The sequence below is a fragment of the Arsenicibacter sp. R0_47 genome (assembly GCF_057652235.1).
In genome coordinates this window covers 341,883-363,232 of record NZ_JBYFCJ010000002.1, presented here as the reverse complement: position 1 = coordinate 363,232, position 21,350 = coordinate 341,883, and the positions used below count along the sequence as shown (strand labels likewise).

Genomic DNA, 21,350 nt, shown 5'->3' with positions numbered 1-21,350 from the left:
CCCCCTGCACAAAACCCGAAAAATCAAGTCACAACCAACCACACAAACCCTATGCTCGGCGCTGTTATTCAACGCGTAAAAGACTGGATCAGTCCGGCCGACGCTCTGAAAACGATTCAGACCGTTACCGTACCGGTGGCGCATACCGCGGCTACGGTATCCACCACCCTTACCCCGCAGCAGGCAGCCGGTGCGGGCCGGACACCGGTCCTGCGGGTCAGCAAACTGATCATGGTAACGGCCGAAAATAACAACAAATACTATGAAATGCGGGAGCAGGCCGACGGCACCTTTACCGTTGAATATGGCCGGATCGGCGGGACAAAGGCCGTGGCGACCTATCCGGTCCACCAGTGGGACAAGAAGTTCCGGGAGAAGGTAGCGAAGGGCTATGTCGACCAGACCCACCTGTTTGCCGTGCAGGGCCCGTCGACCGATGCGTCCAGCATTAAGGACGAAGCAGTCCGGGGCCTGATCAGCCGCCTGATGGAACTGGCTAACCGGTCGATTTCGCAGAATTACGTCGTCACTGCTGATCAGGTAACGCGCAAACAGGTTGAACGGGCGCAGGAAATCCTTGATGAACTGGCTTCCATGCTGAAGCAGGATCTTGATCCGCAGGAGTTTAATGCCCGGCTGATCGAGCTCTTCAAGATTATTCCGCGCAAGATGGGCAAAGTAAACGATCATCTGCTGAAGATTAAGCCTACAGACCCCGATGCACTCCGGCAGCTGCACAATCAGGTGGCGGGCGAGCAGGACACGCTTGATGTCATGCGCGGGCAGGTCGAACTGAACGAGCAGCAGGCAGGCCCCGACGAAGCGCCGAAAGACCTGCTGGCCGGCATGAATCTGACCGTTGCGCCGGTAACCGACGACCGGGTCATCACGCTGATCAAGCGGATGATGGGCACCGATGCCGATAAGTTCGACGCCGCGTTCAGCGTCCGGCAGGAGCTTACCCAAACCGCTTTCGATGCGCATATCAGTCAGAGTCACAACCCGAAAACGCAGCTGCTCTGGCACGGCAGCCGCTCCGAAAACTGGATGTCGATTCTGAAAAGCGGGCTGGTACTACGACCGGCAAACGCCGTGATCAACGGCAAAATGTTCGGCCACGGCATTTATTTCGCCGATCAGTTCAGCAAATCGCTCAACTACACCTCTCTCCACGGCGCAACGTGGGCGCGGGGCAACCAGCGCGAGGGCTATCTGGCAATTTATGAAGTACACGTCGGCGAACAACTCGAACTGACGCAGCACGAAGGCTGGCACATGTCGCTGAATCAAGAGGTGCTGCACAAGATCAACCGGCGCTACGATTCAGTCTTTGCCCGCCGGGGAATCAGCCTGCTGAAGAATGAGTACATCGTCTATACTCAGGCGCAGTGCACCGTGCGCTACATGGTCAGAATCAAGATTTAATGAATTGGCAACAACGTATTCGAAACCTAATTAAACGCACTCGTGCGTATTTTTTTCCGATGAAAGCTGGACTGAAGAAAATCGACAAACAGGCCGTTCGAATGGCGGCCACCACCCTGATTCTGGCAGAAGGCAGCACCACCACCCTCGGGGTCAAGCTTTACCTGCGTCAACGCGGCTATGAAGTATATCAGTCCGACGTTTCCGATTGCTTGTTCGACGTGGCCACGCGCGAAGGCTGGTCCATCAACGACAACGGCTCTTTCCGGGTATATTATTTCCCGAGTCTGCGGATTATGGCACAATAACGCAGCCACTGCCGCCGTGCGGTGATGGGATGCGTGCAGCACAGTATTTCGTTTTCAGATAATTACGGTAGTTTGGTTCTAACTAATAACCCCCGGTCAGTGTCTGGCCGGGGGTTTTCGTTTATGAGGTTTTAACCACGAAGGCGGGAAGCGGTACAAAGGATTTTTAACCACGAAGAAAGGAAGATAAGAAGCCGCACAAAGAATAACTAATTCCGGATACAGGAGGCCCATGAAGCATAGTTTCACAGAAAACACCTTCGTGCTCCTTCCCGCCTTTATGTCTTTGTGGCTATAGTGACTTCCTCCTGCCTTTGTGGTTAAAATTGAGCGACTTGCCGAAAAAAAAGTGAGATTTTTCTGACTATTTTCAGAAGAACGTAAAAAGATTACGTTTAGAGGGGTGCATCTTTGTTCTGTACAGTAAACAACAACCCTATGAACGTGATGCCAACTTCCGTAAATGTCTCAAATCCTTACTCATACACGGCAAATCTGCTGCGTTGGCAGGAGCCGATGGCCTTTAGCCTGCGCTACCGGTACAACCTGCCGGGTCAGTTAGCAAACCGGATGCTGAACGTAGAACTAGGCCTGTATGTACTCTCTGAACTGATGCCTTATGCACCGGCCGACTCCCTGCCGGACTTGCTGAACGGCGAAGGTGCCGCCTTCCGCAGCCGGCCGGTCTGGACACCACGTCAGCACAGTTACCTGCAACGGGTACGTGTCTTACTGGCTCCCTATCAGAACCGGCTGGTATGGCAGAGCGCCCTGCAGAAATACGGTACGCTTTCGCCGGAAGCGCGGCTTTTTTCAGTCAATCCGTTCAGCGGCCTGAACACCGAAATCAGCAGCTACTCCCTCCGTGAACGCCTCGCGCTTCTCCGCCGGGCGTTGCTGGTATAAACGCCTTGTCTCACGGAATGATATTCCGTGGGCCGTCAGGCCATAAAAGCCTGTAGCGGCACAGAATATCATTCCGTGATACAGCTTAAAACGCGTAGCGCAGGGTGACGCCGTAGGTGCGCGGATCACCGACGATACCGGCATAATGACCGGCACTACCCGGCGCAGCCAGTAACTGCTCGTAATAATTGGTATTGAACAGATTACGTCCCCAGATAAAGATCGTGATCCCATTCGACGCCCGGAAGCCCAGACGGCTGTTGAACAGGCTGTAACCATCGATATTCAGGTATTTCGACGGCGACGGGCTCGACGAGAACGATGACCGGTAGAAACCGTCAACACCGAAGAAATAATTACCCTTCAGGCCGATCAGGCTGCCGCGTGCGGTTACTTCGCCCCCAACGGACCCCGACCATTTTGAGATCCCCGGCAGTACGCCCCCCGAAACATCTTTAAACGCCTGCGCTCCACCTGTCTCTTCCAGAGGTACCGGCGCATTTTTAAACGACACGTATTTACCATCTGTATACGCTACAGCGGCATTCAGTGTCAGCCGATTCGCGACGCGGATGTTTCCGTCCAGCTCAACGCCCAGCACCCGTACCTTCTCGGCATTGGCCAGATACCCACGGTTCACGCCGGGCTCCGGTGTCTGCACCTGTGTCTGGTAATCTTTAATATCAGTGTAATGGAACGTCAGGTTCAGCACCGAATTTGGTGATGGCTTTGTTTTAACGCCCAATTCGCGGTGTGTTACAAATTCCGGCTTCACTTTAGCCAGATCCAGCAGGACCGCACCGTTCGCCGTTGGCAGACCACCAATGTTTACCCCGATAGGCTTATAGCTGACCGAGTATGTACCAAAAGCATTGATGGCGTTGGTTGCCTTATATTGCAGCGTCAGCTGACCCGAAAAGTTGCCGCCATCCGCTTCAATGTCGAACGCCTGATTGGTATATACCGCATTTTTCAGCGCAACCAGCGCAGGGTCTGTCGTTTGCAGACCGCCGTAGGTCTGCCGGTTGTAGTTGGCAGTCTTTTTGTCGTAGTTGTATCGGATACCCGGCAATACGTGAATCCGGTTGGTAATGGACCAGTCGGCCTGGGCGAACACTGCTAAACTGGTACTGCGAATCCGGTTAGTGGTGCGGATACCGAAGTTATCAAACAGACCCGGAGTTTTCCAGAGCGCACTCGTTGAGCTCTGCGCAAAGCGCCACTGCGCCGAACCGGCTTCTTCGGTCTGCACCGGATCAGACTTCAGATCCTGCCACAGGCCGAATACACCCACCACACCACTGACGCGTGAGGAAAGTCTCCCTGCGTACCGGATTTCCTGCGACCACTGATCATGAATGGAGTTACCGGCAGAAATAGTGAACACCGGCAGACCGATATAATCACGGTCATTCAGCGGTGTCCAGCGCCAGTAGCGCCATGCCGATGTAGACGTCAGCGTACCACCGCCGATTTTAATGTCTGCATTTACGGATACCCCTCCTAACCGGTTATCGGCCTTCGATGGTGTATCAAGGTCGACAATGCGTTCAAACGCACTTGAATACGGTAGTTTATAACCAAGATCAGCGATAATCGCATTAAACTGACGATAGGCAGCCCGCTGTGTAGGAACGACGCCGGCAACCGGCCAGCCATAGCCGGTTGGCTTCTGGTCTGATACGTCACCGATGAGCGTAATTTTTATGTTTTCTGTCGGTGTATAAAGCAATTGACCACGGACGCCGATATTGTTGATATCGTTGAACCTGAGCTGTGTATGCACGTTGTAAAATGTGCCGTCACGCTGGGTACCGGTGAACGATATTCTTGTTGCCAGCTTCTTGCTCAGCGGCCCTGTCAGCGAGCCCTTAGCCTGAATAAAGCCGTAGTTTCCGTAGCTCAGCTCAAAGCTTCCGCCCGCTGTGAACTGAGCCGCACGGGTGGAGATATTAAATGCACCGGCCGTTGTGTTTTTGCCAAACAGCGTTCCCTGCGGTCCGCGCAACACTTCAACCTGCTCAATATCAACAAAATCAAGCGCCGTAGCAGCCGGACGGGCATAATAAACACCGTCTACATAAAATCCGACCCCCGGATCGATACCGTCATTGGTTAAGCCATAAGTCGAGCCCAGACCGCGGATGTTCAGTGTCGTATTCCGTGCATTCGACGCATACAACTGAACGGTGGGCACCAGTTCTTTTAGCCGGTTCACGTTGAATGCACCGGCATCTTCGGCCCGTGTGCCGCCAATGACCGAAATCGGAATCGGTACATCCTGCGAGGATTCCTGCCGCCGGCGCGACGTAATCACTACATCATCAAGTTGGTTTGTGCCTTCTGAAAGCTGAATAACGGTATTGCTTTCATTAATGATAACTTCTTTCGTTTGATAGCCTACGAATGACACTACAACGGCAAACGGCAGTTTCTGACCGGTAATGAGCTTGAATTGTCCGTCCTGATCCGTTGTGCTTCCATTAGTGGTTCCCTTAATCGTAACCGTTGCTCCGATCAGTTGTTCCTTGGTACGGGCATCCACAATCTTACCGGTTACAGTGGCATTAATTACCGGCGCATTCTGTGCTGAAACAAATACGGGTGTCAGTAAAACGCCCAGCAGCAAAAGTGATGTTAAAAGTTGTCGCATAAATGTGATTTTCTCAAATCTTCAGTGATAAATATAAACCCTATAGATTTTATATTCTTATAGAGTGAGTTATTGTTTTTTTAAGCGCTTACACCTATTCTCCTAATACTCTTGGTACTAGATAGGGTTTTAGTGCTTTTAATCTATAATTTTTATAGATTTGTGCAAATTAAAAGCCCTTACTACCTTTTATCCAAACCGCCATCTGGAAAAAAGATAAAAAGGGCTTAACTTCTTAGATAGTTACAATTATTTATGAAAATATTCTGCCGTAGAGACGCAACATCTTGCGTCTCCGCATGCGTCAGCTTTTGTGAGAAATACGGCGCAATGATAACCAGAGGACCAGCTGGCGCAACAGCAGACCTAACAGCTGACGCAACAGGAGACGTGACGGCTGGCGCAACAGAAGACCTAACAGCTGACGCAACAGGAGGCGCAACCAGCTGGCGCAACAGAAGACCTAACAGCTGACGCAACAAGAGGCGCAACCAGCTGACGCAACAGGAGACCTAACAGCTGGCGCAACAGAAGACCTAACAGCTGACGCAATACGAGACGCAAAATATTGCGTCTCTACAGGGATTTTAACCAGCTGATGTTGCGCTCGACGATTTCGATGACGACGATATCCGGTTTTTCGGTCTGCACCAGCGCGGGATTCAGGTGGCTGCTGCGGACAAAATAGGACTCGCGGAAGTAGCCGGGCAGGAATTGGGTCATGCTGTGGCTGAAGGAATCGCCGATAAACAGCAGTTTGGGGCGCTTGGGGTCGGGGCCCATGAACCGCAGCGACGGAAATCCATATTCATCATTCGGGACAGTAGCGGTCAGCGTTGACGAAACAACCGGCGCCGGTTTGATTTCGTAGAAAACCGAGTCTTTTACCTCTTCCTGCAACGTCAGCATCTGAACCAGATCACCGCCCGCGCCCCGCATCTGTTTAATGGCATAATTCCCTGTAAACGGCACCGGAACTGCCGGTACATCCTGACGAATCCGGTTCAGCAGGGCTGCGCAGCCTATCAGCGTACCGTAGTCATTCCAGTGGGTGTCGGTCTGGTAATAGACGACATGGTCTTTTTTCCCCGCAATCAGCGTATCGCGGATGTCGATCAGCGGGATTGTGGTCTGGCTCGTCAGGTATTGTTTAAACACGTCCAGCCGCGTCGGAGCCGCAGAAGCCGCCACGTTGTCGGGCAGATTTTCAGGGTAGATCGAGTGCGAATCAGGGGCGATCATCACATACAGCCGGATACCTTGTTTGGCCAGATCGCGCTGACACGTCAGCAGGCGATCCGTGATGATCCGCGCCGAGTCGGCCGACAGCGGATACAGGTTCCGGTGCTGATCGACGACGTTGTTGTAGCTGTTGCCCAGGTAATGCCAGCCGTTTTTACCGACAACCACTTTTTCGGGCAGCGGCGATTCGCCCAATATCCGGTATTTCCAGCGGCTATAGGCGTAGAACAGCGCATTCCGCCAGCCAAAATTCTCTTTGTAGTATTGGTCAAACTGACGGATAAAGGTATTGACATGCGGAAAATGCAGGGCAGGCACCCCACCCATCCGGCGGTTTTCGGTACTTTTAAACGCATTCGACAGCCCCAGCAACTGATCGGCCAGCGGCATGATCAGCAGGGCAGCGAACCCGAATGCCAGTATGGTAAAACGAGGTGATTTCATGGGTCTTAAAGCGTGAAAGACAAAAAAAGCGAAAGAGTGACCGGGCTTCGCGTCTATTCATTTCATCCCTATTGTTGGGTTAAAACCGGAAATAGATGAACGGGTTATAGGTATCGGCGGCCAGATACATGACGGAGGCAATAAACAATCCGAACAGCATGACCGAATAGACGGTTTCGCGCAGGCCAACGGCCGGTAAACCCGCCCACTGCCTCTGAAACCAGTGGTATACCGGCGTAGCCACCACAAAACCAATGAGGAACGTAATCAGGGTTTCGGTGCTGAGGAAGAACGTAACCGGATAGCCGACCGGCTCCTGCACCGCACCGACACCGGCCATTTTATGCAGGTAGGCGAGTGCCTGGGTCAGGTCATCGGCACGGAAAAAGACCCAGCCGATCATGACCGTCAGCAGCGTATAGGCATGTGCCAGCGGCGACCAGATGCGGTTCAGCACCTTCCCGAAACCCGCCCGCTCAATGAGCAGAAAGACCCCGTGATAAAGGCCCCAGACGATGAAATTCCAGCTGGCTCCGTGCCAGAGTCCCGTTACAAAAAAGACAATCAGCAGGTTGCGGTATGTTTTAAACTCACTGCCCCGGTTACCACCCAGCGGAATGTATACATAATCGCGGAACCAGCTCGACAGTGAAATATGCCAGCGCCGCCAGAAATCCTGTACGGAGCGGGCAATGTACGGGTAGTTAAAGTTCTCCTTAAAGTCAAAGCCAACCATCTTGCCCAGACCAATGGCCATGTCGGAATAGCCTGAAAAGTCAAAGTAAATCTGAAGGCTGTAGGCCGTGATACCCAGCCACGCCGTAGCGGTTGACAACTGGCTGAAATCAGCTTCAAAGATTTCGTCGGCAATAGCGGCAAAGGTGTTGGCCAGCAGGATTTTCTTAGCCATCCCGATGATAAACCGCTCGGCGCCTACCCCGAATTTCTGCACCGATACGTGGCGTTCGGCCAGTTCGGGTGCAATATCGGCGTAGCGGACAATCGGGCCGGCAATCTGGTGCGGAAACATGGCCACATACGTACCATAATCCAGAAAGCTCTTGTTGGCCCGGATCCGGCCCCAGTAAATGTCAAGCGTATAGGAAATACCCTGAAACGTGTAGAAACTGATCCCGATCGGTAAGGCGATCTGCGCCATCTTCATGCTTTCGGCTACCGGCAGGTCGAGCATCAGCGCCACGCTCCGGACGGTGTCGAAGGCAAAATTGCTGTATTTGAAGTAAAACAGCAGGGCCAGACTACCCACCAGCGACACCCACAGGCCAGGCTTCCGCTGCCCCTGTTCGATCAGGCGGCCGGCCACGAAGTTGATCAGTGCCGACAGCAGCAGAATAAACACAACCGGCCCTTCTCCCCACGCATAAAAGATCAGGCTGGCCCCGAACAGAAATGCGTTCTGCCACCGCTGCGGCAGTAAGTAGTAGATAATCAGGAAGAACGGCAGGTAGAGAAATAAAAATATGGCAGAACTAAATAGCATTGATCACCCGTGTTTGGGGCCAAATTTACTATTCCGGCCGAAGAAATTACGTTTTAGGCGCGAATACTTATGAACCGTCATACAAAGCGGCATTCTGCCATTAGACAACAAAGGCACCCTGCCGATTATGCTGACAGGATGCCTTTGCGCCGGACAGGCCTTTCGTCGTAATCAGAAAAACGAAATCCGTAAAACCCACGGGCTACCGTAGACCTGGGTGGTCGTTGTGTTGTAATTCAGGTTATAGAGGGCCGACAGGTTAATCCCCGCCAGCCGGCCGATGCGCTGCGAATACGTCACTCCTACCAGCGGGCTGGCAACCCATGTCCGGTTAACCGGTATACCGGCACCGCTGTAGTTATCCTGCACGCTGATGCTTTCCAGTTCGCCATGCGCATACAGGTTCGGAATGATTTTCGGTACAATTTCGTACATCCCGAACAAACGGCCACCGTACTGGTTTGCCGTAAAGTTATACCGTTGCCCGGCCGGATCATATAGTTTCAGACGGGTGTATACATAGTTTACGCCCACCCCGAGTACGGCGCGCTCCGATGCCTGATAGGCCACTACCGGCGATACCCCGATGCTGAAGGGGTTGCCGATTGACAGACCGCTGATGCCGCCGCCAAACCGCAGCCGCTGCGTGAACGGCAACGGATTACCTTCGGGCGTACGCGATCGCAAAGGGTCCTGAGCACCCCGTTCGCCCCGTTCTTCAGGGTCGGCGGTGATCTGTCCGAATGCCAGACTGCTGGTTAGTAATGAGGTCAGCAGCAGAAGTTTACCAATATGTTTCATAATGAACTGTTACGACAAAATAATTACTTAATACAAACGAAAAAAGTTCTTTTTTAGCGCCCGCAACTTAGAGCAGAGAGCGCAGGGCATAGTGCTGTGTGCTCTCTGCTCTACGCCCTAAACTCTACGCCCTACGCCTTAAAAATCCACTTCCTTAACTTCAGGATCGCTGAGTAGCCGTTTAATACACCGCTCGTGCGCTTTTTCAGGGCCATGTACACGCCAGTGACCGGTTATCTCATTACCTATACGCTGTTGCGTGCCGCGGTGTGGCGACAATCCGCATTCCCGGAAAAAATTCTCGTACTGCATAAGGGTTTTATGGCGGAACGGCGTCACGATCCGGTAATCACGCACCTGATTAATCCGGCTGATCCACTTCGACGCCTGCGTCAGAAACAGCAGGGCGCTTACCATAAACACAGAGCCGATAATGGCAATACCGTACTCACCCGCCCCCAGGCACATGCCTAAGGCACCGATGCCCCAGACGGTAGCAGCCGTGGTCAGGCCCCGAACGCGGCTGTCTTCCTTAAAAATAATTCCCGCCCCCAGAAAACCGATACCATTCACGATGTTCGCCGCAATCCGGTCGCCGCTGTTGCCAATCCGCCCCGAGGCCAGCGTAAACAGCGCCGAGCCGACGCAGATCATAATCATGGTCCGGAAACCGGCCGATTTACCGTGGTATTCGCGCTCGGCCCCCACAATCCCCCCGATCAATACGGCCAGACTCAGCCGGATAAAGTCTTCTGTATAAAATTCCATTACCAGACGCATTACAAAACAGGCTCAGGGGCCGCCATTTTCCCGTGAAATGTCCCTGCCCGTCAGAAACCCTTTTTACCTGAAAACCGTTAGTCTTAAGATACAGTTTGCTAATTTCACTGAATGAATTCTGCTGTCGAGAATCTAACACCTGCCGGCATAGATCACCTTGATCCCAAGAGCCATATTATCATTAAGGGAGCGAAGGTACACAATCTGAAAAATATAGACGTTGCCATCCCGCGCAACAAACTCGTTGTTGTAACGGGTTTGTCCGGCTCGGGCAAATCGTCGCTGGCTTTCGATACCCTTTTTGCCGAGGGACAACGTATGTATGTCGAAAGCCTGAGTTCGTATGCACGGCAGTTTCTGGGCCGCATGGAAAAACCCGAGGTCGAATACATCAAGGGCGTATCACCGGCCATTGCCATCGAACAAAAAGTAACGAGTCGGAATCCACGGTCAACGGTTGGAACGACGACCGAAATTTATGATTATCTGAAACTGCTCTTCGCCCGGGTTGGTGTAACCTATTCACCGGTGTCGGGGCAACCCGTCCGGAAAGATACGGTCACCAGTGTGGTCAATTACCTCTATACCTTTCCTGCGGGACAGCGTGTGATGGTGATGGCTCCGCTTCAGATCCGCGACGGCCGGACACTGGCCGATGAGCTCAAAATTCTGCTACAGAAAGGCTATACACGGATCGTGATCGGGGAGAAAATGGTCTTTCTGGAAGAAATTCTGGAAGCCGGTTTCATGATGCTGGAGGACCAACAGGTTGCTCTGGCCGACATCCGGTCCCAGGCTCCGGATATCTCCGTCCTTATCGACCGCAGCACCGTACAGGTTGACGATGAAGGTAAGCCCGACGAAGATAACCAGTACCGGTTTTCGGACTCGGTGCAGACCGCTTTCAGCGAAGGCGACGGCGTTTGCCGGATCGACATCATGGGCGTTGAATCGCGTGTGTTCTCCGATAAGTTCGAACTGGATGGTATTCAGTTTGAAGAACCAAGCGTCAACCTCTTCACGTTCAACAACCCCTACGGCGCCTGCCGCCGGTGCGACGGCTTCGGCAAGGTTCTGGGTATCGACCCTGATCTGGTCTTTCCGGATAAAAGCCTGTCGGTCTTCGAAGGGGCCATTGCGCCGTGGCGCAGCGAGAAAATGAGCGATGAATGGCTCCGCCCGCTGCTCCGGAACGGCATCCGCTTCGACTTCCCGATTCACCGGCCTTACCGCGACCTGAGCGAGCAGGAAAAAGAAGTGCTCTGGACGGGCAATAAGTACTTCAGCGGCCTGAATGCGTTTTTCGAATACGTGGAAAGCCAGACGTTTAAGGTACAGTACCGCGTAATGCTGTCACGGTATCGCGGGAAAACAACCTGCCCGGAATGCCGTGGTTCACGGCTGCGCAAGGACGCCAGTTACGTAAAACTCCCCGGCTCTCCGGCCACCGGAAAAGAATACGTATCAATCACGGACCTGGTGCTGATGCCGATCGGCAGCGTAGGGACCTATTTCCGCGAACTTGGCTTGCCCGACGGCCAGAAGCAGGTCGCTACCCGTATTCTGATCGAAATCCGGAACCGGCTCGATTATATGGAGCGGGTCGGTCTTGGCTATCTTACGCTCAACCGGCTCACCAATTCCCTTTCCGGCGGTGAATACCAGCGCATTAAGCTGGCCACGTCGCTGGGGTCAGCGCTGGTAGGGTCCATGTACATTCTCGATGAACCCAGTATCGGCCTCCATCCGCGCGATACGCAACGGCTCGTCAGTGTGCTGGAATCACTGCGCGACATGGGCAACACGGTGATTGTGGTCGAACACGAAGAGGAAATGATGCGGGCCGCCGATCAGCTTATCGACATTGGCCCCGATGCCGGTGTACACGGCGGTCAGCTTATGTTCCAGGGCACCTGGCAGGATATCATGGATGATGCGGGCCAAACCGGCATAGATACTCCGGGACGGGCCTCGCACACCATTAATTTCCTGACGGGACGCGATATTATTCCGACGCCATCGTTCCGCCGGAGTCCGGTAAATTACATTGAGCTGAAAGGCGCGTCTGAAAACAACCTGAAAGACGTTAATGTACGCTTTCCGCTCAATACGCTTACGGTCGTGACCGGCGTGTCGGGATCGGGCAAAAGTACGCTGATCCGCAAGGTATTGTATCCGGCGCTGAGCCGTCTGAAAGGCGAGTCAGCCGAAGAAGCCGGTAAGTTTACGGAGCTGGAAGGCAGCGTTGACCTGATCAAGGCCATCGAAATGATTGACCAGAACCCGATCGGTAAATCGTCACGGTCGAATCCGGTTACCTACATCAAGGCCTATGATTACCTGCGGCAGGTCATGGCCGAGCAGCCGCTGTCGAAGGCACGCGGCTACAAACCGTCGCACTTCTCGTTCAACGTGGAGGGTGGCCGCTGTGAGGTATGTCAGGGCGAGGGCGAGGTAAAAGTCGAAATGCAGTTTATGGCCGACATTTACCTTAAATGCGAAGGCTGTAACGGACGCCGGTTTAAACAGGAAGTGCTGGAGGTGACGCTGGCGGGCAAAAACGTATCGGATATGCTCGACATGACCGTTGATGAAGCCATTGCTTTTTTCCGTGAAAGCGAACCGAAAATGGCCGACAAACTGATGCCGTTGCAGGAGGTCGGGCTGGGGTATATCGGGTTAGGGCAGTCGGCCAATACCTTGTCGGGTGGTGAAGCACAGCGGGTTAAGCTGGCCTCATTCCTGAGCAAGGGGAACGCCAACAAAGGACAGACTCTGTTTATTTTCGATGAACCAACTACCGGTCTGCACTTTCACGACATCCGGAAACTGCTGAAAGCGATCAATGCACTGGTCGATCAGGGCGATTCGGTCATCATCATTGAACACAATACCGAGATCATCAAAAGCGCGGATTACATCATCGATCTCGGCCCCGAAGGCGGCGATGCGGGCGGGTACGTGACCTTTACCGGCACACCCGAACAAATGACCGGCCTACCCGAAGGCGAGAATTTCACCGCCGACTTCTTACGCGGAAAGCTTTAACATTTAATAATGGATAATGTGTAATGGATAATGTGCGTTAACCGCCATTGTCCATTATTCATTGCTCATTTTCCATTGTCCATTATTCATTCCTATGAAGCACATTTTCACCCTTGTACTAACCTTACTTTGCCTGTCGGCCTGTAAAAAGGAACCGGCAGAACCCGCCGAACCGGCGTCTACCTCGAAAGGGCTGGTCGTTGGTCTCAGCAGCCCCGGTCAGACAGCCGGTCAGGCGGTAGCCACCGACGGCAGCGATAACTTTATCGTTGCCAGCGTGTTTGGCGGCGCACTGGCCGGTCATAATCTGACAGCTACCGGCACCGCTGATACTCATCTGGCCAAATACGATAAAAACGGTGTCCTGCTCTGGGAACGCACTGCCGGCGGGGCCGGTGTCAGCACGACACCGATGGGCGTCGAAACCGATGCACAGGGTAACATCTATGTGCTGGGTTACTTTGGCGGTACCGGCAGCAACCTGACAGCTATGTTTGGCAGTAAGAGCGTAACTGCCAAAAGCAGCAACGATGCCTTTCTGGCAAAATATGACCCGACCGGTGCTGTTCAGTGGGTGCTGAGTCTGGGAAACACAACCGGCGCTACCGACGAACGGGCCTGCGACCTCACTATCGACGGAGCGGGCAACCTCTACCTGACCGGTGCCTTCTCCGGCACGGTCAATTTTAACCCGCTGGGCCAGACCGCCCGGACGCTGATGGTATCCGAAACAACGTCAGCCATTTTTCTGGCCCGCTACGATACCAACGGCCAAAATCAGCTTGTGACCTATATCAACGCCGGACTGACCAGTGTACCGAACGAAGCGTTTTCGGCTGTCGATATGGACATTTACGGCAATGTGATCTGGTCGGGCAATTTCCGCGGCATGGCCCAGCTATCGTACGTAACGCTCAACAGCGCCGGCAATACAGACGTATTCGTAGGCTGTTTCCGGACGTGGGATCTGGGCATTAACTGGATCCAGCGGTTTGGCGGCAGCGATCAGGAGCTGGTAGCGCCGGGCGGTATGCGCGTCAATGCCAGAAGTATTGTACTGACGGGACAATATGCCGGTACATCGCAGATCGGCAATACCCAGCTGATGAGCCAGAGCGCCGGAAATATTTTTGTAACGGCTTATTCGCCGGACGGCCCGCATCAGTGGGCAGTCGGTTTGCCGGGCAGTACAGGTATCAGCAGCGGTACGCGCGTTGGCTTTGATCAGAGCGATAATGTGTACGTGGCCGGTTATTTCCGCGGCACGGTCAATTTCAATCCTAAGGCAAGCGCCCCGCTGGTTGCGAAAGGGACGGCAGACGCCGGCGATGCGTTTCTGGCGAAGCTGGGCTACGATGGTGCCTATGTCTGGGCCCGGAGCTTCGGTGTTGCCCAAACCGGTGCCGCCAACCTGACCCGCAGCAGCGGCCTGGCCACCGACCGGTCGGGTAACGCCGTTCTTACCGGCAGTTTTTACGGAAAAAGCGTCGATTTTGATCCGTCGGATCTGGCAGCCTACCTGTCGAGCGCCGGTCAGGACGATGCATTTACCGGAAAATACACCTCCGAAGGAGCGCTCTGGACCAAATAATGCCGGTCGGAATGGTTTTGTTCGGTACCTGTTTGAAAAGGCATTTGATGAATACCCCTGTTTTACCTAATTTTGGCCGATTTTTCAGCCATCGCTTATTCCGCGATCCGTCATACGAATAAGTAGATAAAGCCAGCATAAAGCACATAGCATGAGAGAGATACAATTCCGTGAGGCCCTGCGTGAGGGTATGTCGGAGGAGATGCGCCTGGATCCGAAAGTTTTCCTGATGGGCGAAGAAGTTGCCGAATATAACGGTGCTTACAAAGTTAGTCAGGGTATGTTAGACGAATTCGGGCCTGAGCGTGTCATTGATACCCCGATTGCCGAATTAGGTTTTGGTGGTATTGGTGTAGGCGCGGCCATGAACGGCTTACGCCCTATTGTTGAGTTCATGACGTTCAACTTCTCGCTGGTGGCCATCGACCAGATCATCAACAGCGCTGCCAAAATGATGTCGATGTCGGGCGGCCAGTATTCCGTACCGATCGTATTCCGCGGACCAACAGGTAATGCCGGTATGCTGTCGTCGCAGCACTCACAAAACTTTGAGAACTGGTATGCCAATACGCCGGGTCTGAAAGTGGTGGTGCCGTCGAACCCATACAACGCGAAAGGTCTGCTTAAGTCAGCGATCCGGGACAATGACCCCGTCATTTTCATGGAGTCAGAGCTGATGTACGGCGATAAAGGTCCGGTTCCGGAAGAAGAATACCTGATTCCGATCGGTCAGGCGCAGGTTGTCCGTGAGGGCTCTGACGTCACGCTGGTATCTTTCGGCAAAATGATGAAAGTTGCCAATCAGGCAGCTGACGAACTGGCGAAAAACGGGGTATCGGCCGAAGTGATCGACCTGTTGTCGGTTCGTCCGATCGACTATGCCACGATTCTGAAGTCGGTAAAGAAAACAAACCGGTGTGTAATTGTTGAAGAAGCATGGCCACTGGCGGCTATTTCTGCGGAACTGACTTACAATATCCAGCGCAATGCCTTTGATTATCTGGATGCGCCGGTGATCCGGGTGAACAGCCTTGACCTGCCGCTGCCGTATGCACCGACGCTGATCGAGGTAATTCTGCCAAATGTGAAGAAAACGTTACAGGCCGTTGATGCCGTGATGTACAAAAAATAAGCGTCTTTAAACGCTGAATGAAAGGTTGGGACCATACGGTTTCAACCTTTTTTTATACCCTCTACCCGGACCGGCCAAAAAACACAAAGCCCGCTTTGCGAAAGGCAAAACGGGCTTTGTTGCTGTGTATGATGTTAAAACGCCGGAGTTCATCAAAAAGTTTACGGCCTGAAAAATAGTCTGATTATTTTTCTATTTATTCGCATTATGCATAATTATGCATAAAAGGTAACACGTATGCGCATCAAAACCACCACAAAGGTCATTTATGAGATTACGATTCAGCACATCGGGTCGTTGAATACTATCCGTCAGCGTGAACCGGTGACCATCTTTTTCTCCAATCTCCGGAAGGCCGTGGATGCTATTACTACAGAGCTGACCCTGAATAACTGGCCGCTGAAAATAAACTATACTGCGGTATACCGTGGCGTCAAACAGCGCAGTTTCTATACCTGTGATTTCGATATTGCCGGCACTAAGGTTTTCCGCATCCGGATTGTTCCCCGCGTGCTTAATCCAGCTTTGCCACGGCTGGGGATTGATGAAAACCCCGTTCCGGTAAACCAGAGTTAAGGCATACCTTTTTGGGAGCTTAAACCGCCTGACTGCACATAGTCCTGAAAAACAGAAAGCCCGTTCTGCTGGCAGCAAAACGGGCTTTATTATTGTGTATGATAGGTAAACGCCGGAAACAGGCAAATAGTTTATGTACTGAAAAATAGCCTGATAATTTTTCACATTATTACCTTCTATGCATAATTATGCACAAAAGGTAACACAAGCGCCTGCTGGTGCAGTTTGTTTTAATTTTACATACAAATACAGAATTTATAGTTATAATACATACATTTACTGAAAATATAGCAACTATATAATGATCTATGAAAGGAACCAACCTAGGAGAGTTTGAAGAATTAGTGTTACTCACCATTGCAGCCCTGGGGCAGGAAGCCTACAGCGTAGCGATTTGTGATGAGCTGGAGCGGTACACCGGCCGTGCGGCAAAACTGGGTGTTGTGCATGCTGTCCTGAACAGGCTTGAAGAAAAAAGTCTCGCAAAAAGTTACCTTGGTGAAGCCAGTGCAACACGGGGTGGTAAACGGAAGCGGTTCTATGAAGTCAGTCAGGCCGGTAAGGCGGCGCTGGTCCGGTCAAGGGAAATACGCGATAACATCTGGCAGACTATATCGGGCCTTAACCTGGAGGGTCTCTCATGAAAAATGCCCGGCAAGACGAAACACCCCCGCAGTGGGCTGTCAACTTTCTGAGATGGTACTGCCGCCCCCGCCTCGCCGAGGATTTAGAAGGCGACCTCTACGAATATTTTCAACGCAATGTCACCGAAAAAGGCTTACGGCGTGCCCGATGGATCTATGCCATCGATGTACTTAAGTTTTTGCGGCCATACACCATCCGCCCTGTTCAGCTCCTCACATTTCTTTCCCATTTTATCATGCTCAGCAGTTATCTGAAATCGTCAAGACGCAATCTGGTGCGTAATAAACTGTTTTCGTTCATCAACATTGCCGGTCTGGCCGTCGGCCTGTCGGTTGGCCTGCTGGTGATTGCCATCCTGACTGACCTGCTGGCCTACGATCAGTTTCATGAGAAAAAGGACCGTATTTACCGGATTATAACCCATCACCAGGGCTACGGCAATCCGGAAATGAAACTGGCCTCGACATCGGTAAAGGCTGGCCGGCAAATCAGGGCGGATATTCCGGGTGTCGAAGAGGTCACCGTCCTGCGGAGCGGGTTCGGTGGTGATGCGCAGATCGGGGAGAAAAAAATTCCGGTTGAAGGCAAATGGGCGGATAATTCCTTTTTCAGGGTCTTTTCCTTTCCGCTCGTAGCCGGCGACCCGAAAACAGCCCTTAACGAACCGTATTCGCTGGTGCTCACCGAACAAACGGCGCATAAGCTCTTTGGCGATGACAACGCGCTGGGCCGGACGATTCGTTTTGACAGCCTCGACTATACCGTAACCGGCATTGCCGGAGACGTTCCCCATCAATCGCACCTGCGCTTCGACGTGCTGGTTTCGTTTACCTCTGCTGACGCTACACTCGGAAAAAAGAATCCGGATTTTTACGGCTGGGATAACATCTGGCAGAATTACGTATACCTGACCCTGCCGCCGGCGAGCACACCCGCTGCCGTTCAGCCTGCCCTCGACAGACTATCTGCCGCAGAAAATAAGGCCCTGCACGATCTGAAACTAACGCTTTCCCTGCAACCACTGAGCAGGATTGCCTTCAGCAAAGGCCTCAATAATAACATTGGCCCAACCGTTGATCCGCTCTGGTTGTGGGGACTGGGCGGGCTGGCGCTCATTGTCATTCTGTCGGCCTGCTTTAACTACACCAATCTGTCGGTTGCGCGATCGCTGCGCCGCTCCCGCGAGGTGAGTGTGCGGAAAGTAATCGGCGCGCGGCGCAGCCACATTATGGGGCAGTTCCTCACCGAATCCGTCATTATTGCCTTAGCCAGCCTGCTGATCGCCTTTGGGTTATACATTTTCCTGCGCAAGGAGTTTTTGTCGCTCGCCCCCGACATTACGGAGATGGTAACACTTACCTTATCCCTTCGGACTATCCTGTATTTTGTCGGCCTTGCTGTTGCAGTCGGCCTCGCCGCCGGATTCCTACCCGCCGTTTTCTTCTCCGGCATCAACGCGCTGACAGCCATGAAGAACGCGCCGGTATTCAAACCGGTCAGGCGCATTGGGCTACGCAAAGTACTGATTATTACCCAATACACCTTTTCGCTGATTTTTATCTCAACGACCATTGTGGGCTATAGCCAGTACAAAAATATTCTGAACTTCGACTTAGGGTTCACGACCGACAATATCATCAACCTGAAACTATACGGGGCCGACCCCGCCGTTCTGAAAAAGGACCTTGCCGTTCTTCCGGAAGTCAAAGGCATTTCACAGTCGATGATGGTGACCAGCCTGGGCAGTTTCTTCGGGTTCACGGTGAAATACCTGCCCGGCGATTCGGCGCTGGTCTGGGAAAACAGGGTAGATGAGCATTACCTCCCGCTCCATGGGCATACCCTGCTGGCCGGAACCAACTTCACCCTTCGTCCGGAGAAAGGGCAGGAAAGTGAAGTCATTGTGAACCAGCAGGTGTTAAAGCGGTTCAACATTGGCGGGCAGAATCCACGCAAGGCAATCGGTCAGTTTGTAACGGTTGACGGCCAAAAACTGGCTATCGTCGGGGTGATGAAGGATTTTAACTATGGTACCCTCGAACAAAAAATTGGTCCGGTGATGTTCCGCTATACCCGAAGTGATCCGAACGGCTTTCTGAATCTGAAAGTAGCTACCGGCGATATAGCCGCTACGCTGGTAAAGCTTGATGAGGTCTGGAAAAAATACGACAAGGTGCACCCGCTCAACGCCCGTTTTTACCATGAGCAGATCGAAGCTGCCTATAGCCGCTATGCAATTCTGATGAAAGTTATCGGGTTTATTGCCATACTGGCCATCTGCATTGCTTCATTGGGACTTTTCGGTATGGTGGTCTTCACCATTGAAACCAGAATGAAGGAAGTCAGCATCCGGAAGGTACTGGGCGCCGGTGAAGCAGGGCTGGTATATCTGCTCTGCAAGAGCTTTCTGGTATTGCTGGTGCTGGCAGCCGCCATTGCATTGCCGGTAACGTATCTGCTGTTTGATAAACTCGTATTGCCGCAATTCGTCTACCACCAGCCTATCGGCCTGGCCGAACTGCTCAGCGGTTCCTTGCTGGTGATGTTCTTTGCGTTGCTGATGATCGGTACACAAACGGCCAAAGCGGCACGGGTTAACCCGACGAATATACTGAAAGGCGAATAAACCGGCCGATCCGGTGTAAACAGACAAAGCCCGCTTTGCTATGGCAAAACGGGCTTTGTTGCTGTGTATGGTAGTAAAACGCCGGAGTTCAGCAAAAAGTTTAGGCTATGAAAAATAGTCTGATTATTTTTCACATTATTCGGCATGTGCATAATTATGCATAAAAGGTAACGTCATTACGGTCATTTCCGCTCCGATAGCCGGTTTTTAATCATCCGATACGGTGACGTTAACGCGGGTATACGGCGGCAGGTTAATGCCACGCCGGCTGCTGACCGGAATATTGGTTTTCCACGGATAATTAAACACCAGCTGGTTTACGGCACCTTTAACCAGCTGCACCCGGAATCGCATCACGCTGCCCTTCCGGCTCCAGGTCAGACCGGCGGTTTCCCGGCCAAGGCGAATGCACTGCTGCGTTGTTTTGCCTTGCTTTTCCGCCACCCGGATAAGTTCGGGAGCCGGTAGCCGGTGCATGGGCTCCGAAAACGTGATGACAACCGTAGCCAGGGTGTCGCTAATGGTTTTATCAGCGAGATTACAGGCGGTGATTGCCGGTTTGCGCAGCTTATGGCTGAGCTTACCAAGTTGTCGGATAAACACCGGATAAATATCGCGGAGGGTCTGACCCAGCTTGCGGTGCCGGTAGAGCGTGACGAGCTTTTGCGTAAACAAGGCGCCTGCCCAAAAACCACGGGTTTCATTCTGTAGGGTCCAGTCGCTACAGACCGTTGCCGATACCGACGGAAAACAGTGCGCGATAAACAGGTCGTATACGGCCCAGGTCATGTACTCGTTAAATGTCGCCAGGCTATCCCGCTCATAACCGCTGCCGGCATCCCACAACCGGTTATCGAAACCAGCCCGCACCAGTGACCGGTACTGCTCCGTCAACGGATTGACAAAGGCATGGTCTAACTCCGTGAATAGCATGTGGGTACCCGACGCGATTTCATCCGGCGTTGCCTCCTGCACCGCTTTGCCCGCCAGCAGGAAGCTGGGTAAGGTGATAAAATCCGTACCGACGCCGGCCACGGTACGGTGGCAGTTCATGCGCCCGACCAGCGGCGACATCACAATGGCATAGGTACCATCAGCCGTTTGTTTTCCCAGCTCGGTTTCCAGAAACTGCCGCATTTCCGGGTAATGCTGGGACGTCAGATACGCCGTTGCCAGCTCCTGATAATAAGGCAGGTGCAACCGGTAAAAATCCCGGAAACCCGATACACGGGCAAAGTCTTCGATCAATGCCAGATGTGCGTTAAACGGGTCAAACCCTTTATTCGTCACCAGCGGAAACTGCCGCACCAGACGGCCGGAACTATCAAACGCAAAGGCATAGGCATCAGTCCGGAAGCTGAGGTAGTTTTCCCACTCCTTCCGTGAATAATTTACCGCCGACAGCAGCGGGTGGTTGCTATAGGCGGCAAAGCGGGCACGAACTTCGCGGTAATAGGCCGACTGCTGCGATACCTCCCACGGATCGGTTTTGCCGTAGTCGGTCAGGGCCAGAATGATATTGGCCAGTTCATAGGTCTCAGACAACCGGACGGGCGAATCCGCAACGGACAGCCCCTGCGCCATCGCACCGGAACCGTTCCAGAAGAGCATAAGGATAACAGCTGATAAGTATCTCATCAGAAAAGGGATTAATGAATGAAGAGGAAACGAA

Annotated in this window: 15 protein-coding genes; 9 read left to right on the top strand and 6 right to left on the bottom strand. The window is 52.8% G+C overall.

Features of this window, described 5'->3' with window-relative positions; translation table 11 throughout:
- Positions 1 to 51: 51 nt before the first annotated feature.
- The 3 genes from AC23NW_RS04865 (at position 52) to AC23NW_RS04855 (ending at position 2,639) form a co-directional block, all read left to right on the top strand.
- Positions 52 to 1,425 carry an ADP-ribose polymerase gene (locus AC23NW_RS04865; protein WP_487448054.1) on the top strand — a complete coding sequence of 458 codons (1,374 nt, stop codon included), beginning with the start codon at positions 52 to 54 and terminating at the stop codon, positions 1,423 to 1,425.
- A gap of 59 nt (positions 1,426 to 1,484) precedes the next feature.
- Positions 1,485 to 1,733, top strand: coding sequence for a hypothetical protein (locus AC23NW_RS04860; protein ID WP_293835837.1), 249 nt, complete (start codon positions 1,485 to 1,487; stop codon positions 1,731 to 1,733).
- 447 nt (positions 1,734 to 2,180) lie between these two features.
- A complete protein-coding gene (locus tag AC23NW_RS04855; protein ID WP_487448052.1) occupies positions 2,181 to 2,639 on the top strand; it encodes a pPIWI_RE_Z domain-containing protein in 459 nt (152 codons plus the stop codon).
- Positions 2,640 to 2,724: 85 nt separating this feature from the next.
- Here AC23NW_RS04855 and AC23NW_RS04850 read toward each other — a convergent pair whose 3' ends face one another.
- The 5 genes from AC23NW_RS04850 to AC23NW_RS04830 form a co-directional block, all read right to left on the bottom strand.
- Positions 2,725 to 5,292, bottom strand: a complete 2,568-nt coding sequence (locus tag AC23NW_RS04850) for a TonB-dependent receptor (protein ID WP_487448050.1) — start codon at positions 5,290 to 5,292, stop codon at positions 2,725 to 2,727.
- 576 nt (positions 5,293 to 5,868) lie between these two features.
- Positions 5,869 to 6,978 carry an alginate O-acetyltransferase AlgX-related protein gene (locus AC23NW_RS04845; protein ID WP_487448049.1) on the bottom strand — a complete coding sequence of 370 codons (1,110 nt, stop codon included), beginning with the start codon at positions 6,976 to 6,978 and terminating at the stop codon, positions 5,869 to 5,871.
- Positions 6,979 to 7,057: 79 nt separating this feature from the next.
- Positions 7,058 to 8,479 (bottom strand): MBOAT family O-acyltransferase, encoded by a 1,422-nt coding sequence (locus AC23NW_RS04840; RefSeq protein WP_487448048.1) that lies wholly within the window; start codon positions 8,477 to 8,479, stop codon positions 7,058 to 7,060.
- 171 nt (positions 8,480 to 8,650) lie between these two features.
- Positions 8,651 to 9,280 (bottom strand): hypothetical protein, encoded by a 630-nt coding sequence (locus AC23NW_RS04835; protein WP_487448047.1) that lies wholly within the window; start codon positions 9,278 to 9,280, stop codon positions 8,651 to 8,653.
- A gap of 138 nt (positions 9,281 to 9,418) precedes the next feature.
- The gene (locus tag AC23NW_RS04830) at positions 9,419 to 10,048 is read right to left on the bottom strand and encodes an MgtC/SapB family protein (protein ID WP_487448046.1); all 630 of its coding nucleotides are present in this window, start codon (positions 10,046 to 10,048) and stop codon (positions 9,419 to 9,421) included.
- A gap of 123 nt (positions 10,049 to 10,171) precedes the next feature.
- Between AC23NW_RS04830 and uvrA the strand changes: the two genes are divergently transcribed.
- The 6 genes from uvrA (at position 10,172) to AC23NW_RS04800 (ending at position 19,678) form a co-directional block, all read left to right on the top strand.
- Positions 10,172 to 13,108, top strand: a complete 2,937-nt coding sequence (uvrA, locus tag AC23NW_RS04825; protein ID WP_487448045.1) for an excinuclease ABC subunit UvrA — start codon at positions 10,172 to 10,174, stop codon at positions 13,106 to 13,108.
- A 94-nt stretch (positions 13,109 to 13,202) separates the two neighbouring features.
- Positions 13,203 to 14,699, top strand: a complete 1,497-nt coding sequence (locus tag AC23NW_RS04820; protein WP_487448044.1) for an NHL repeat-containing protein — start codon at positions 13,203 to 13,205, stop codon at positions 14,697 to 14,699.
- Positions 14,700 to 14,850: 151 nt separating this feature from the next.
- Entirely contained in the window at positions 14,851 to 15,831 is a 981-nt protein-coding gene (locus tag AC23NW_RS04815) for a pyruvate dehydrogenase complex E1 component subunit beta (protein WP_487448043.1), read from the top strand.
- Positions 15,832 to 16,068: 237 nt separating this feature from the next.
- Positions 16,069 to 16,407: a hypothetical protein gene (locus tag AC23NW_RS04810; RefSeq protein ID WP_487448042.1), complete on the top strand. Its 339-nt coding sequence runs from the start codon at positions 16,069 to 16,071 to the stop codon at positions 16,405 to 16,407.
- Between the two features lie 308 nt (positions 16,408 to 16,715).
- Positions 16,716 to 17,051 carry a PadR family transcriptional regulator gene (locus AC23NW_RS04805; protein ID WP_293835813.1) on the top strand — a complete coding sequence of 112 codons (336 nt, stop codon included), beginning with the start codon at positions 16,716 to 16,718 and terminating at the stop codon, positions 17,049 to 17,051.
- Complete coding sequence (locus tag AC23NW_RS04800) at positions 17,048 to 19,678, top strand: ABC transporter permease (RefSeq protein WP_487448041.1); 2,631 nt, start codon at positions 17,048 to 17,050, stop codon at positions 19,676 to 19,678. The genes AC23NW_RS04805 and AC23NW_RS04800 overlap by 4 nt, the downstream gene beginning before the upstream one ends.
- A 207-nt stretch (positions 19,679 to 19,885) precedes the next feature.
- Here AC23NW_RS04800 and AC23NW_RS04795 read toward each other — a convergent pair whose 3' ends face one another.
- Positions 19,886 to 21,316, bottom strand: a complete 1,431-nt coding sequence (locus AC23NW_RS04795; RefSeq protein ID WP_487448040.1) for a hypothetical protein — start codon at positions 21,314 to 21,316, stop codon at positions 19,886 to 19,888.
- Positions 21,317 to 21,350 lie beyond the last annotated feature (34 nt).